Consider the following 14,886-nt stretch of genomic DNA (forward strand, 5'->3'; position numbering starts at 1 on the left):
CTATTTCAAATAATCAGGAAATTTTTCAAGTATCTTTTTCTTCTTGGGAGGAATCGAATACTGACAATAGGGATTTCCCGGATTTTTTTTGAAATACTCTTGATGGTAATCCTCAGCGGGGAAAAATGTTTTAAGCTCCTCAAGTTGAGTAACAATTTTATTTTGGAATATAGCCTGCCTATTGAGATCCGTAATCATTTGTTCTGCCACCTGCCGCTCTTCTTCACTATTATAAAATATTACAGATCGGTATTGGCTCCCAATATCATTACCCTGCCTGTTCAAGGTGGTAGGGTCATGAATAGTAAAAAATACCTTTAACAACTCTTCCAAACTAATCACCGATGAATCGTAACTAACCTTCACCACTTCGGCGTGCCCTGAGTTACCCGTACAGATTTTCTCATAAGTGGGATGATCATCTTGCCCACCGGCATAACCAGACACAGCCGAATGAACACCTATAATGTTATTGAAAACTGATTCAATACACCAAAAACAACCACCACCAAGCACTATGTTCCGAACAGTCATTTATTTAACCCCTACTAACTCATGTTAGATCTTCAAATAAAAACGGTGCCCTCAGGCACCGCTTTTAATTGGAAAATCGGATTAGAACCAGCGGCTAATATTCAGCCGCTCCCACCATGTCATTAATAATCTATCCACTGCAGCTTGCGCTGCAAAACCCAACTTTTCAGGTAAGGATTTCTTGTAGGTAAATTCCACTTCAAAAATATCTGCAGTTTCCGCCTGGGCAAACAGGTATTCGTCGCTGGTTTGAATTTCATCAATCAGGTTGACATCTTTGGCGCGGCGCCCGAACCAAACTTCACCCGTTGCAACTTTGACTACATCAACTTGCGGGCGATGTTCACTGACAAATTCTTTGAACAACACATGTGTATCTTCCAGTTCCTCTACAAATTTAGCCCGACCTTTTTCGGTATTTTCTCCAAACATGGTCACGGTGCGCTTGTACTCGCCGGCCGTAAACATCTCATAATCTATGTCATTTTTCTTAAGCAATTTATGGAAATTTGGTAATTGTGCCACCACACCAATAGAACCCAGAATAGCAAAGGGTGCAGCGACAATTTTGTTGGCAACACAGGCCATCATATAGCCGCCACTGGCAGCGACTTTATCTACACAAATGGTGAGCGGGATATTTTTGTTAGTAATACGAATAAGCTGGCTGGAAGCCAAGCCATAGCTGTGCACCATACCGCCGCCGCTTTCAATTTTAACTACCACCTCGTCGGTTGGCTTGGCCAAGGTTAATACAGTGCTGATTTCTTCGCGCAAGCAATCCACTTCTGATGCTTTTATGTCCCCATAAAAATCGAGGACAAAAATACGTTTTTTATCAGCAGAGGTGGCCGCATCGGGAGTTGCTTCAGCTTTAGACTTTTCGGTGGACTTGGCTGCTTTTTTCTTTTCTGCCTTTTCTTCTTTTAGGCGTTTCTTTTCCGCTTTTTCAAATTCTTTGTAAGCGTCGTCATCCATCATGGCATCACGTAATGTGTCACGCATGTGGTCAAATTTCTCATTGAGCTTGGTGACTTCTATATGACCTTTGTCCGACTTTTTATTACGACCACCCAGTGAAACCGCTAAAACCACCACAACCAATATGGCGGCCACAAAGGTTACTACCTTGGCAAGAAATAACCCGTATTCTGCTAAAAATTCCAAAAGATAACTCCATACAACTAGGTAAAGAACCGACACCATGCCGGTTCATCGTCAACACACTCGCTACTAAAAAACACTGACCGCATCGCGAGCCACCTGATTCACAGGGCGCGCGACCAAGCCGGTATTGGACAAGCTGATTTCAAATAACGCACCATCTTTCATCGGCAAATAAGTGGCTGAACCATAAACTGCATCCACCACCGGTAGCCATTCAGGATGATCATTAATTATTTGCCATACATCAACACCGTACAAACTCGGATGAACACTGTGTGCTGTGCGCTTTTCAGTAGTCTCTTGCTCAATATCATAATAACGGCCACTGAGCCGTTCCAAGCGATACGCCGGTTTTAAACCGAAACCAGCCAAATAACCTTTCCATTTAACAATACGCGCATCCAACTGCCACTGATCACCGCGCAACTCAACACGCTGTTCCCGACCATTTTTGTCGGAGAGCACCGCAAAGTAATGCTGCTCTTCAATTTTGTCAAAATTAATGGTCGCTACTGGCTGCTCTTGTAGGACTTGCTTGTAGCTGTACAAATCAAATGCCATCACCGCGACCACCGCGGCGACCCCAATCAAGAAAAACCCAAACAGACCGCGACAAAAACCTACAAACCAGGAGTTTTGCCAAAGCATTTTCCCAGCCTTGTAAACAATAAAAATAGCAATCAAGGCAATAAAGAACGCGAGCAAGGTGAAAATCATAGGGAGCTACCTGTTTAGCGGCTAATTATTGTTGGTGGTTGAGGAGTTCTGCTGACGCTGGTGCACATAATGTGCAATGAGCTGCCCCGCTACACTAGCCTCTGCCGGGACAGTCGGCAACTCATCATAACGGAACCATTTGGCATCTATAATTTCTTTGGGGTCAACGTTTATGTCCCCGGATTCATAGGCGGCGAAGAAGCCCAACATCAGTTGTGCAGGGAATGGCCAGGGTTGGCTGTGAAAGTAATGAAGCTCCCCAACGGAGATACCCACCTCCTCCATGACTTCACGGCGCACACAGTCTTCCACACTTTCGCCCGCCTCAACAAAACCTGCCAGGGTACTGTAAACAACCCGTGACGCACGCTGATGATGTGCGAGCAAAATTTCGTCGCCGCGAGTTACCAGCACAATCATGCAAGGTGAGATTCGCGGATAAAACCGTAAGCCGCAGTTCCCGCAACAGGTGGCCCTGTCAGCTTCATCTTGCTGTGTTGGACGGCCGCAGCGGCCACAGTATTGATGATCATAAAACCACTGAGCAATTTGCAGTGCGCGACCAGCCAACTGAAAATAGGCGGGCGATAAGATTTCCAGCTGTGAGCGCAGCCCCAGCCATTCATAACCTTTCGGCAAATGGCCACCGTCAACAACCCTGACCCACAGATCCTCACCGGCAAGCAAACCTAAATAGTGTTCACTGAGAATGGAAAGCTCGGGTAGCGCAGCGGTCTTTGCATCAGCTAATACTAATTTGCCCGCGCAACACAACAATAAATCACAACGCAGATTGCTCGAAGTGGCTACAAGAATAAAACGCCGGTTGCGAGTTGCAGCCGGCGCTATGTGGTTGGCATGAAATTCAAATGATGTGAGATCAAACTCAATGGACATAATTAGATGTTGTACCCAAGGGCCTGCAAACTTTCCTCAGCAATTTGCAGTACCGCGGTATCTGCATTTTTATTCAACTTGAGCGCATCCAGATAATACTCAAGGCTGATAACCGCATCGGCAAAGGTTTCAAGCAAATGCTGTACAGCAGGCTGCTGCTCCGCGGCCAATAAATCATCCTCCACAAAACGCATACAACCGGCCAACACTTTCGCGGCGCGCGACAACCCCAACACGAACATACCACCGCGCACCGAATCCAAAATGCCGGGAATATTGCGAATATGCCCCTTATCGTAATTGGACTCCGCAAATGCACTCAGCGCGCGTTTTACCGTCGCCAACCCAACTTCAGCTTCATCGATAACAATTTTTTCAGCTTCCGCGATTTGATTGTTGGTCATGGCCGCATCGCGCGATAAGGCATTAATTTGCGCTAATTTATCATCAGACAAATTGGCATTATGCAAACCGGCGATTGTGCTTTCGACATACAACATGGTATCCGCCACCTGCAGCAATTGATCTGCAGTCACTGCACTACGGCTCGCTTGCCATTGGGCGATTTTTTCAATTTCTTGCTTAAGGCTATTGCTGGGTGAAACCAAGCCAACTATTGATAAAATATCAGCGATTTTTTTCAGGGTTTCCAACAGCTCTGGAGAGTCATTCAGTAGCTCTGCCCCGCCTTGAGCCGCGCGCTCCAAAATATTTTTGGTGCTATGTAACTCATCAGTCAATACAGTGACCATGGAGCTGATGGTGTTGGCGCTCGGGCCATTTAGGAATTCCATCTCGCGCGCCAATTCAGACTCGGTATAACCGATAGGCCCAACACCATAAGCCGCCAAAACGGCAATCGTGTGAGGTTGCTCTGAATGAGCAAGCGCCAAGAGGTACAACAATTCTTTTTGCAGCGACTGATCGACTTCGCGTTCAAGTACCGCTTTACCTTCAAACTGAAAACGTTTTATTTCGCGCTCAATTGCACTGAAAACCATTTTGCGACTTTTAGTGAGGCGCATATTTTTTTCGCCGATTGCCGCGAGTGTTGCACCACACAGCCACCAAAAATTGCTCAGCGCACTACCTGCCGCTGCAGCCTCAAGCCGCTGCAGTGCGCGAGTCATCATTGCCAATGATGGGTTTACTTGAACTGACTTGAGTACATTTAACAAAGCCGTTTGGTACATGTGACGCAAACGACGCACCAACACGCTCAAATCTTCTGGTAGCTGTTGTGCTGTAACTGTGAGGTGGCGATGGCATTTAACACTAGCCAAGGGGAAAAAGTAGCTTTCCGGTAGTGGTGTTGCTTTGCGCGCAACACGCAGCTCATTGATATGCGGGATAAGTAGCATCGCCATGCTGCGTGCTGTCTGCGAGCAATACTCAAGGTAGCGCGGCAGAATAAAAAAGCTGGAGGTCAACAGCTCCAGCTTGGCATCAGTTTTAGGGTCATCACCCAAGGTGATATCGGTGATATGGGTAACAAGTTCATCAGCCAGTAAATCCAAGCCACGCAACTGAATCAAACTCAGGATACCGCGAATTTGCTTGATGCCCTCAATGCAGTTTTGCAGCAATTCACCGTTGTTCCGGTCCTGTGCAAATTGCTCCAAACGAACAGCTGATTGCTCAATAGTTGCAACCAACTCGTCCTGAACCATTTTTAGTGAAGCAAGATTTAAGGTTTCTGTTGTGCTCACGATAACTTCCTGGCATTGATCTATTTTAGTGGGGCCGAGCAACGCAGGCTGCTCGCCGCTATCTACTCGTATCCGGGTAGATTGACTCTATACCATGTTTGGCGCTATTTCACCGTGGCAGCTTAAATAAGCACTAGCCAAGCCTGAGACTGCCGAATATTTCTCATTTGCATATCCGGTGTTGCTTATTATCTGGACAACGGGGAATGCTGAAGCGTTATTCCCGCAACCACACACAGTTATCGCCACTGGCCTTGGCAATGGCTGCCAGTTTCTGTTGATGCAACTCCAACTCATCAACGCTCGCCATTATTACAGGCAGACTTTTCCGTTGCGCAGAAAGCCGGCGCAATTGATTTTGATCATCACCACCATCTTCTTTTGATTGGTTGCCACCGAGAGATAACGCCGTCTGGCCGCCCGTCATCAATAAATAGACATCAGCCAAAATCTCGGCGTCAAGCAAAGCGCCGTGTAATTCACGCTGCGAGTTGTCTACGCCGTAACGCTTACAAAGCGCATCCAAATTGTTCTTTTGGCCTGGATGTTTGGCGCGCGCCATTAATAAGGTATCAACCACATGGCAGCGCTCAGCAATTGAGCCAAACCCTGGGCGCAACATATTTAATTCGTAATTGATAAAGCCGATATCAAACGCGGCATTGTGTATCACCAACTCGGCATCGCCGACAAAGTTCAAAAAATCGTCCGCAATACGCGCAAACACAGGCTTATCTGCCAGCATTGCATTACTAATACCGTGCACCGCTTGCGCGCCCGCATCAATTTCCCGCTCGGGATTTATATACTGATGGTAGTGACGACCAGTCAACCGGCGGTTGAATAGTTCAACGCAGCCTATTTCGATAATCCTGTGCCCCTGGGATGTTTCCAGGCCGGTAGTTTCGGTATCCAATACAATTTGACGCATTTAGCTTTAACCTGTTTTTCTTGAGTTCACTCGAGCTGTTATCGGGGAGTGGCATTTTTCACCGCGAAACCGGTGCGCAAACGATTATGTACTGCAGGGCCGAGAATACGCGTAACTGCCAAACCACGCAGTGGGCGATATTGTTGCCACGCTGGTTTAATGGGCGTTAACGGAATGTGATCCTTGCGTGCAACCACCAAATAAAAGCCACCCCAAGGCAAGCGCAGTCTTTTACCCCAGCGATCCAGCCATTGCAAATATTTCATCGCGCCCTCATTGGGTACTGGCGGGCGATAAAAGCCCTGATAGACCGCAACGGCTTCCATATCCACCAGTGCAAGCCAGTCGAGCAAGCGCCCCTTGCGCAAATACTGGAAACGCCAGCGAGGCTTGGCAGTAAAAAAACGCAGCAGGCTGGCGCAACATCCCCACAAGCTCCAAGGGTTAAAACCCACCACCAGCAAATGTCCGCGCGGGATTACCACACGTGCGGCCTCACGCAATAAATGGTGAGGGCTTTGGCTGTAATCCAGCGCGTGATGCAAAATTACCGCATCAATTGATTCGGCCGCCAGTGGCAAGTGATTGAAATCCGCCAGCGCGCCGATGGCAGGTGTAGTGGACTCGGTTTTAGGATGCAATAAAAACCGGTGTGAAATGCGACTTTCACCTGATAACTCAACGCGACCACTAACACCCAGTTGTAGCAAGTGGTAACCAAATACACACTGCAATGCATCATCAATAACCAGCCGCTCCTGCTGGAGCAAGGAGCGCCCTAGTGGCGACTCAAACCAGTCCGACAAATCGACAATAGATTCACGCATCGGCAATACACCAAAGCGTTTTTTCCACATCACCGATAAACGCATCATCAAGCGGTGCGGTACTTTTTTGATCTTATTGTCCATTCACTAACCTCACTTGCAGGCATTAGTTACTCCTGTAAAAAACGCCGCCCCAAACAGATTGAATCAATTTACCACAAGCGCACGCACGGCAGAGCAATTGGCCGATTAGCCCTGATGGTTTGATGGGCGTAGAATTTACCCACAGTGAAGCGGAGACCTACCAAGTGATAACAATCACACCCATTGCAGCGCTAGAAAATAATTATTTCTGGGTAATAAGACCTGATATTCATCAACCTTTTGTTTATCTGGTCGATCCGGGGGATGCGGCGCCGGTAATTGGTTATTTACAAAAGCACGAATTGCAGCCAAAGGCCATATTGGTAACCCACCGTCACCATGATCACATCGACGGGATTAATGAACTACTCCAACATTGGCCAGTACCGGTATTCGGCCCCGACTCGCCGGCAATCTCTCAAGTCACCCACAAACTGAAAGATGGAGATCGACTTAAGCTGCCTCCATTGGAGTTTCAAGTAATAGGTGTACCTGGGCACACGGTTGAACATATCGCCTATTACCTTCCAGCCACTAACCAAAGTGGTAATACCGCCCCCAAACTTCCGGCCATTTTTTGCGGCGATGCACTATTTGCGGCAGGTTGCGGCCGAATGTTCGATGGCCCGGCCGATGTTATGTGGGCATCACTTTGTCGGCTGGCTGCGCTACCTGATAACACCCAAGTCTACTGTGCACACGAATATACGCTAGCAAATCTGGCCTTTGCCAAGGCAGTAGAACCCGACAACCCGGAAATTGCGGCGCGTTATGAAGCAATTGAGATCTTACGCAGCAACAATGGTATTAGCTTACCAACCAATATTTTGCTTGAAAAACGAACGAATCCGTTTTTACGCTGTCAAGAACCTGGCATCAAAAACTTCATTTGTAACCGAGAAAACCGGGTTGTGAAGGATGAAGTCGAGATATTTGCCTTACTTCGTAAAGCAAAAGATAACTGGCCGCAAAGGTAATTACTCTCGAATCTGGCATCAAAACCAGCTCTCAATACAGCTGTGACGTACCACTGTTATTCCAGATTAGACATTGACCAGTAAGTATTGAGCCCCTAGAATCCGAAATCCGCAGCCCCAAGGAGGGCAAAGGCAATCACTAAATAGCAGCAATTCAACCAATTTATAGGATGAATAACCTAAAGATTTGTCAGTTGCTGCTTTAATAAACAGGCTTTAACACGTGTGAAAACCCTATACCAACAAGCGTATAGAAAACTAAACACCACAAAAGCACCTAGCAAAAAGTGACCCTATGAGTAAACCGCGCCCTCTTATTCGATTGTCCACCAGTTTATTGCTCACCGCCACCCTACTGGTAACTGGCTGTAGCAGCCTTCCCGATAAAAATCAGGAAACTGCAGAAGCTAAAACCAAAACGGTAAAAAAATCGACCGAAAAGCATGCCGTAAAAAAACCGACCGAAACAATAGAAGCCACAAATCTGTGGGATGACATTATTAAAGGTTATGGACTGCCAACCGTTAGCGATGAAAAAGTTAACAAAAATTTGCGCTGGCTCGCAAACAATCAGCGTTATCTGGATCGGGTAACTCAACAGAGCCGCCCCTACCTGCACTATGTAGCCAGCCAATTAAAAGCCAACGATTTACCCTTGGAGCTTGCACTCCTTCCCATCGTAGAAAGCGCTTACGACCCTTTTGCATCCTCCCCCAGTCGCGCCTTGGGAATATGGCAATTCATGCCTCAAACTGGCCGCAATTTTGGCCTTACTCAAAACCACTGGTATGACGGCAGAAGAGACATAGTTGCCTCCACAGATGCAGCCGTCCGCTACCTCAAGCGCTTGAACACTATGTTTAATGGCGATTGGTTTTTAGCTGTCGCCGCTTATAACGCTGGTGAAGGCACTGTGCGCAGAGCCATTGAACGAAATCGCAAGCAAGGAAAAGGCACTGACTTTTGGTCATTACCCCTATCACAGCAAACACAGTCCTATGTGCCGCAGTTGATTGCCCTCTCCAAGGTTGTCGCCAACCCGGCTAAATACGATCTTGAATTAGCAGCCATACCAAACAACCCCTACTTCACCACTGTCAATGTAAGCACTCCTGTAGATTTGGCACAGGCAGCACGCATGGCAGAGATAGATCCAAAAGAATTGCGTAACCTCAATGCAGGCTATAACCGTTGGATTACCAACCCATCGGGTCCACATCAGCTTTTGGTACCCGTGGCAGATGCTGCGCAGTTCACCCTAACACTCGACAAGCTCCCCCAAATTAAGCCCATGCAAATTGCTGGTGATTACAAAGTGAAATCCGGCGATACCTTGGGCGCACTGGCCAAACGCTACGGCACCAGCGTTGCTGCCATCCAAGCGGCCAACAATCTCAAGTCTACGAATTTAAGAGTCGGTCAAAGCCTGAGCATTCCCGGCCAAACACCGGTTAATTCTCCTTATGCGATTCAAGCCGAGCAGGAAATTGCCCAGCGCAATCAAAAAAACACCGGCATTCATTACACCGTTAAGTCTGGTGACAGTTTTTGGACTATTGCAAAAAGCCACAACACCAGTGTTAAAAACCTGCTGCAATGGAATGATTTGAGTGCAAACGCCAAACTCAAGCCAGGCCAAAAGTTACTGATTGCCGACAAGGCGATAGCACAGAAAGATGGCAATAAAATCACTTACCAAATAAAAAGTGGTGACACACTGAATAAGATCGCCAACAAATTCTCTGTATCTAAACAAGATATTCTGAGCTGGAACAAAGTGAAAAATGAAAGCTATATTCACCCTGGTCAAGAATTAACTATTTTCTTATCTGCCAAAAATTAATTGTAAAAACCAAATCAACACCCAATAAAAAAGCCGCAATTTGAAATTGCGGCTTTTTTATTGGGTCATAGGTTATTTACTATTCCTTTAATAATTCTTCGGCAGCATTAACAAGGAAGATATAACTAGCAGCCAGATTAACGACATACTCGTTTTGCCCCCAAAAGAAAGGCCAATCCTCATGATTCTCAGGGTAATCAGGCTTGAGCACAAGAATACCCGGCACTATCCCACCCGAAATAAATGAGAAGTCAGCGCGATTCATGCCGTAAGCTACCTCCTTACTGCGAGTACCCACATTAGATACAAGCGATAGGTTATGCGCAGGATGCGTGCCATACAGGAAGTTTAATCCCTGCAATACCGACTCACGACTAACCACATCCGGGAATGCCTTGTGAATATAATAATTATTCAACGCATGACGAATCACTGCACCACTGCCAGCCCAACCACCTTCAGTAATAGGTACGGCGAAAGGATTTTTTGATTCTATTTCCTTCAGCTGTTCACGGTAAGCCAATGCTTTGTTGTTCAAAACCAATTTAAAATTGGCATTCATATGGGGAATAGCACGAATAAACCAGGAGGCATTAAACGCAAACTCAACTTCACCCAAAAGCTTCTCAATTGCTTGAACGTATTTAGCTTCGCCAGTGGTGATTAATAATTCCGTTGCTGCTTTAAGTTTTTCATGCTCAAGTTTGCCACCGGTAGTATTACCGTGTTTAAACAAGTCCGGCTGCGCTTTGGCGGCCTCATCTGCCCAGACCTTTTTTGCCGTTGCCAAAGATTCTTTGGCAAGCTCATCATTGAATCCTGTTAACGCACGGCTCGCAGCTGCAAGCGCAGCAGCAGAACCATAATTTAACGAAGAGGATTTACTGGTGAATGCCCAGCGGTCATCAAATTTACCGCTTTTAAAGCCGTCAGTTTCCAGCTCACCCATTTTGGGATCGTAAATTAAATTATCTGTTTTGGTGATGCCATCGCCCAAATGGTGGTACTGGTCAATATGCGCTTCTACAATACCGGGAATTGCGTGGCCGATTGCACGGTGTTGCGCAATCAACGCCAGTGTTCCGTGTTCGATTTGTTGCAATACATCGGGCTTGCCATCCGCTGTATGAAGATCAACAAATTTTCTGGCGTAGTCCACACTGGTGGTGTCACGTTTCAGGTTGAAGGTTTCCCACGCAGTGACGAGCGTATTCACCACGTCGTATTGCGTCTGAGTGCGAATATCGTAATCGCCCGCGTCATACCAACCACCGATATTTAAACCAGGAATATGTTCACCGGGTTTGTATTTTGTGTCGGTTGTTGGCCCCTGCGCATACAAATCAAAATGCTCAATGTTAACTGGCGCCTGCAAGGCATCGTCCAAATGCGATGCACCATGCCATATACGGTAGGATTCATTAACCGTTACGTGATCCATTTGCACCGGCAAATACATGTCCAATGTGGGGTGCCATGCGGCTTGATAAACCGCTTTATCAATGCGGAAGCTATGAGTTTCCTGCTTGCCATAAGTGATGGCATATAAACCCGGCGTTTGAATTTTGCTGAAATCAAATTGGCGATATTCGTAACGCAAATATTTGCCCCAGCTTTTGGGTTTTTCAGTTAGCACTGTTTTGCGCGTGCCATCGGCATTAATTTTTACCAAACTCGCTTTGTGAACTTTTTTATCGCGCGCATCTAATTCAATCACCGCGACTTTTTTCTGTGCGGGATGGTAACCCACTTGCGAATGAGCAATCATAGGTTTGCGAATCCAATTTTTCACAGTCGCCGCATCAATTTGCCATTCGATTACCGCACCGGTTTTATTCGCCGGAATTTTACTGCGCACCACAAACCAACCGTTTTGCGCTTTGCCACGACCATCATAAAGTTCAAGCACTGCACTGGTAGAACGAATGCTCACACGACGTTCGTTATCTTCTGGAGCAAATACCAAATGCTGCCCTTGCGCGAGCGCAACAGGATCAGCTTTGTTATTAATTTCTTTTAAACCCGTGGGATAAACCGGGAAACCGCCCGCCGTTTCATCCATCAAAAATGACTTATGGAAATAAGCCGCTGGCAAAAACTCCAGATTAAACCCGGCTTTGCCTTCAAGGGATTTTGGTAGCGGTTTTGGCAAGTTAACAGTTAAGCGCACACCTTCAGCGTTTTTAGTAACTTTGATAGAAAAATCAAACTGTTGATCGGGATAATGGAGAAACGCTTCAATGGATTGATCGGCATGATTCACTTTTCGCTCTTTGAACATGGGCGTCATATCCCACTGCTCCGGCGTCGCATTCAAGCGCACATCACCGTTAGTAACGGTGCGCTCACCGTGATGAATTAGTTCAACACCGCTGGTTTTGGAATCACTAAAAAGCCCGTCATACCAATTGCTAAACACCAGCACATTCAAGCCGGGTTTTTCGAAATAGTCTTTGTCGTTGAGAGTAAGGTCGTCTTTTGCCTGAACCGGCAAAGTGAGAGAAATAAATAAAACGGCGAGCAAACCTCGCCATTGACCGAGTTGATATGCCATGTGAATCTCCAGTTTATTATTAGCAGAAGACTTATAGTCTATTTGCACATAACATACTGGTATACTAGATTTACACTTAATAACGGAGGTTTACGCAGTAAAGGAGTTCACAACTCCCGAATGAAAACGAAACTCTTCATCACTACCTTCAATCAAGGTTTTTTCCAACGCAAGAAACTCCTGCACTCTTGCAGAAATATCCGCGCCCTCTGCTGCTCGCTTGGCGAGAACTAAATAATCTTCGTAATGACGAGATTCGGATTTCAGCAGCGATAGATAAAATTTTTGCAGCTCTTCATCCAAAAATGGAGCAACTTTGGCAAAGCGTTCGCAGGAACGAGCTTCGATAATGGCGCCGCAGATAAGGGTGTCTATATAGCGGCCGGGTTCAGAAGTACGCACTAATTTGCGCAGCTCACCCGCGTAACGGCCAGGAGTGATTTGATCATAGCTAACGCCCCTCGCCTTCATAATTGCCATCACCTGTTCGTAGTGACGCAACTCCTCGCGGGCAAGGCGCGACATTTTGTTCATCATGTCAAAATCGCCTACGTAGCGAAACATCAAATTAATCGCAGTTGATGCCGCTTTTTTTTCGCAGTTGGCGTGATCAAGCAGTAACAATGCTTGGTTGTCCAAAGCGTTTTTTACCCAAGCATCGGGGGTTTCGCAGTGCAGAAATTGCTGGATTTTGGTGAGAGCATTCATAAAGTAAAAACTATTTGTGTTGTTCGAGTGTTTCAGCAGTGATAAAACAAGGTGAAATATAACGTTCGTAATGCGCGCAAGACAGCGCGTAAAAATCTTTGTCGATATTGTCGCGAATAACCGGCAAGGGGGTCCCTTTCCAATTTGCGTGCAATGCCAAGCCATATTGCGATAAATCCTGAATCTGGCTGGCGCCAGCGCGCAATAAATCAAATACCCAGCAATAGGGATTTTGTTCGGGTTTGAATTGGATTTGTTGGTGTTTAATTTGCGCGAGCAGCAACTTTTCATCATGGATATGAATCATGTTCTGCACAATTTGCGCAAGAAATGCTTCTAACCGTTGCGCAATCAATAAACGTTGATCATGAGTATAGGCATTCCAGTTAATCACCTCATGACCAAAACGTTTACAGCCGCGACAGACACTGTCGCCAATGCCGGTAGAGCAAATTCCCACACAGGGAGTTTTTACGGGTTTTAATACAAGCATACGAATCGCGTTATGAGTGAACTGCTGAATACAGCAGTTCACTGGGTATGGAAAAGATAAAATTAATAAGCCGAACCAGTAATTCCCAACTCAATTTTCCACAAAGAACCTGCACCTGTTAAAAACAAAGTGGTACCTTCAGGGCCGCCAAATGCAACGTTGGTCAAGTTGGCGTCTACTGTGGCTTGAGCAATTTGTTCGCCGGCAGGGGTAAATACACGCAATTGGCGCGATAAGTGTTCAGTGAGATAAATGTTTCCCAAACAATCCACTGCCATGCCGTCCGGAATATGAATACCGGTGACCAGATCTTTACCCGCCTGCGGAATCCCATCAACAATTTCATACGCGCGCAATATACCCTGCTCGCCACCACCATTTACATAAAGCACACGTTCATCGGGCGATAGAGTAATACCGTTGGGATTGCTAATAGTGTCATCAACCAAGGTCACGCTACCATCCGTCGCCACACGGTAAACACCCGTTTTTTCCTGACCACCGGGTGCTGCGGCCGTTTGGAACGCGGGATCAGTAAAATAAACAACACCGTCTTCGGTGATGGCTATATCGTTGGGTGAATTAAATACGTTGTCTTGAAAGGTTTGGGCCACTGTGCTGCGCTCACCAGTTGCAAGATTGTAGCGCGACACACTTTTATACTTGTGCGTGCCCGCTACTAATAAGCCATCGTTGTCTACCGCCAAACCATTGCTGCCGGAATCTTCAATAACCGTTGTCACCTGACCGGAAGCATCCAGTTTTTGTACCCGCGATGGAAAACCCTCACTAAATACAAAATCGGAAAAGTATAAGGAATCATTGATCCACACCGGGCCTTCATATAAACCAGGCTCAGTCCGGGCAGTATTGGCCGCCTCGATGCGCACCGGGGTCAGATCACCGGCTGGTGCAATCCCTTCACAAGCTGCACCAGCAGCCATGGATGAAAAAGTAGTATCTGCGATAGATGAAACAGCAGCAGAACTGGCGGCAGACACCTGTGAGGATTGTTGCTCGCACGCCGGGAGCGTCAACAAGACTGCACTCATTAAGCCGATGGTAAATAGTGGTTTGAATAAGGTTTTCATAGAGATCCCTTTGTACTTTTAATTGCTACTTATAGTCATTGTATTTTTACTGCCGCGGACTGGTCTGGACTAGCCAAACAAGGCCGTCACCTTATCACAGTCGCCTTTAAATACCGACCTCAAAACCCGCCGAACTTAGCGCGGAGCGCATTAACAGCACGCGTCGCTTGGGTTATACTCTGCGCCCGATTTAACACGCTTTTGGTAAATCAGCACTGCGCTAGAGAAAAAGGCAGTGAGTAATTAAGTGCGCACATTGGTTGAGCGTACTTAGACATCCATGAAGGCCATGGATAGCCTCCTGACGCAGAGATCCTGCCGAGGGAGTAACCCCTACACTAATGAGGATAAAAC

The 14,886-nt window shown here is 46.6% G+C and carries 13 protein-coding genes; 2 read left to right on the forward strand and 11 right to left on the reverse strand.

Features of this window, described 5'->3' with window-relative positions:
* The 7 genes from msrA to NNX04_RS04080 form a co-directional block, all read right to left on the reverse strand.
* Complete coding sequence (gene msrA / locus NNX04_RS04050; RefSeq protein WP_261947604.1) at positions 1-534, reverse strand: peptide-methionine (S)-S-oxide reductase MsrA; 534 nt, start codon at positions 532-534, stop codon at positions 1-3.
* An 81-nt stretch (positions 535-615) separates the two neighbouring features.
* Positions 616-1,701, reverse strand: a complete 1,086-nt coding sequence (gene sohB, locus NNX04_RS04055) for a protease SohB (RefSeq protein WP_261947605.1) — start codon at positions 1,699-1,701, stop codon at positions 616-618.
* A 66-nt stretch (positions 1,702-1,767) separates the two neighbouring features.
* A complete protein-coding gene (locus NNX04_RS04060) occupies positions 1,768-2,418 on the reverse strand; it encodes a hypothetical protein (RefSeq protein ID WP_007641151.1) in 651 nt (216 codons plus the stop codon).
* Positions 2,419-2,439: 21 nt separating this feature from the next.
* Positions 2,440-3,315 (reverse strand): NAD(+) diphosphatase, encoded by an 876-nt coding sequence (gene nudC, locus NNX04_RS04065; RefSeq protein WP_261947606.1) that lies wholly within the window; start codon positions 3,313-3,315, stop codon positions 2,440-2,442.
* Positions 3,316-3,317: 2 nt separating this feature from the next.
* Positions 3,318-5,024 (reverse strand): pilus assembly protein, encoded by a 1,707-nt coding sequence (locus tag NNX04_RS04070; RefSeq protein ID WP_191966431.1) that lies wholly within the window; start codon positions 5,022-5,024, stop codon positions 3,318-3,320.
* Positions 5,025-5,241: 217 nt separating this feature from the next.
* Positions 5,242-5,955 carry a DNA polymerase III subunit epsilon gene (gene dnaQ / locus NNX04_RS04075; RefSeq protein WP_151057664.1) on the reverse strand — a complete coding sequence of 238 codons (714 nt, stop codon included), beginning with the start codon at positions 5,953-5,955 and terminating at the stop codon, positions 5,242-5,244.
* A 38-nt stretch (positions 5,956-5,993) separates the two neighbouring features.
* Positions 5,994-6,866, reverse strand: coding sequence for a class I SAM-dependent methyltransferase (locus tag NNX04_RS04080; RefSeq protein ID WP_261947607.1), 873 nt, complete (start codon positions 6,864-6,866; stop codon positions 5,994-5,996).
* A 122-nt stretch (positions 6,867-6,988) separates the two neighbouring features.
* Between NNX04_RS04080 and gloB the strand changes: the two genes are divergently transcribed.
* Both gloB and NNX04_RS04090 read left to right on the forward strand, forming a co-directional pair.
* The gene (gloB, locus tag NNX04_RS04085) at positions 6,989-7,843 is read left to right on the forward strand and encodes a hydroxyacylglutathione hydrolase (protein ID WP_261947608.1); all 855 of its coding nucleotides are present in this window, start codon (positions 6,989-6,991) and stop codon (positions 7,841-7,843) included.
* A gap of 295 nt (positions 7,844-8,138) precedes the next feature.
* Complete coding sequence (locus NNX04_RS04090) at positions 8,139-9,686, forward strand: lytic transglycosylase (RefSeq protein WP_007641144.1); 1,548 nt, start codon at positions 8,139-8,141, stop codon at positions 9,684-9,686.
* 79 nt (positions 9,687-9,765) lie between these two features.
* Here NNX04_RS04090 and NNX04_RS04095 read toward each other — a convergent pair whose 3' ends face one another.
* The 4 genes from NNX04_RS04095 to NNX04_RS04110 all read right to left on the reverse strand — a co-directional run bounded on the left by NNX04_RS04095 (position 9,766) and on the right by NNX04_RS04110 (position 14,532).
* Positions 9,766-12,240 carry a glycoside hydrolase family 9 protein gene (locus NNX04_RS04095; RefSeq protein WP_261947609.1) on the reverse strand — a complete coding sequence of 825 codons (2,475 nt, stop codon included), beginning with the start codon at positions 12,238-12,240 and terminating at the stop codon, positions 9,766-9,768.
* A 90-nt stretch (positions 12,241-12,330) separates the two neighbouring features.
* Complete coding sequence (locus tag NNX04_RS04100; RefSeq protein ID WP_151057657.1) at positions 12,331-12,948, reverse strand: tRNA-(ms[2]io[6]A)-hydroxylase; 618 nt, start codon at positions 12,946-12,948, stop codon at positions 12,331-12,333.
* 10 nt (positions 12,949-12,958) lie between these two features.
* The gene (locus NNX04_RS04105; RefSeq protein WP_007641138.1) at positions 12,959-13,441 is read right to left on the reverse strand and encodes a DUF1289 domain-containing protein; all 483 of its coding nucleotides are present in this window, start codon (positions 13,439-13,441) and stop codon (positions 12,959-12,961) included.
* Between the two features lie 62 nt (positions 13,442-13,503).
* On the reverse strand, positions 13,504-14,532 hold the full coding sequence (locus NNX04_RS04110) for an SMP-30/gluconolactonase/LRE family protein (protein ID WP_261947610.1): 1,029 nt from the start codon (positions 14,530-14,532) through the stop codon (positions 13,504-13,506).
* Positions 14,533-14,886: the final 354 nt, after the last annotated feature.

The organism is Cellvibrio sp. QJXJ, from assembly GCF_024452345.1.
In the GTDB taxonomy this organism is placed as follows: domain Bacteria; phylum Pseudomonadota; class Gammaproteobacteria; order Pseudomonadales; family Cellvibrionaceae; genus Cellvibrio.

Excerpts from the sequence above, each read along its gene's own strand:
- msrA (WP_261947604.1), bottom strand. The coding sequence starts at position 534 with ATGACTGTTCGGAACATAGTGCTTGGTGGTGGTTGTTTTTGGTGTATT.
- NNX04_RS04060 (WP_007641151.1), bottom strand. The coding sequence starts at position 2,418 with ATGATTTTCACCTTGCTCGCGTTCTTTATTGCCTTGATTGCTATTTTT.
- nudC (WP_261947606.1), bottom strand. The coding sequence starts at position 3,315 with ATGTCCATTGAGTTTGATCTCACATCATTTGAATTTCATGCCAACCAC.
- dnaQ (WP_151057664.1), bottom strand. The coding sequence starts at position 5,955 with ATGCGTCAAATTGTATTGGATACCGAAACTACCGGCCTGGAAACATCC.
- NNX04_RS04080 (WP_261947607.1), bottom strand. The coding sequence starts at position 6,866 with ATGGACAATAAGATCAAAAAAGTACCGCACCGCTTGATGATGCGTTTA.
- gloB (WP_261947608.1), top strand. The coding sequence starts at position 6,989 with ATGGGCGTAGAATTTACCCACAGTGAAGCGGAGACCTACCAAGTGATA.
- NNX04_RS04090 (WP_007641144.1), top strand. The coding sequence starts at position 8,139 with ATGAGTAAACCGCGCCCTCTTATTCGATTGTCCACCAGTTTATTGCTC.
- NNX04_RS04095 (WP_261947609.1), bottom strand. The coding sequence starts at position 12,240 with ATGGCATATCAACTCGGTCAATGGCGAGGTTTGCTCGCCGTTTTATTT.
- NNX04_RS04100 (WP_151057657.1), bottom strand. The coding sequence starts at position 12,948 with ATGAATGCTCTCACCAAAATCCAGCAATTTCTGCACTGCGAAACCCCC.
- NNX04_RS04105 (WP_007641138.1), bottom strand. The coding sequence starts at position 13,441 with ATGCTTGTATTAAAACCCGTAAAAACTCCCTGTGTGGGAATTTGCTCT.
- NNX04_RS04110 (WP_261947610.1), bottom strand. The coding sequence starts at position 14,532 with ATGAAAACCTTATTCAAACCACTATTTACCATCGGCTTAATGAGTGCA.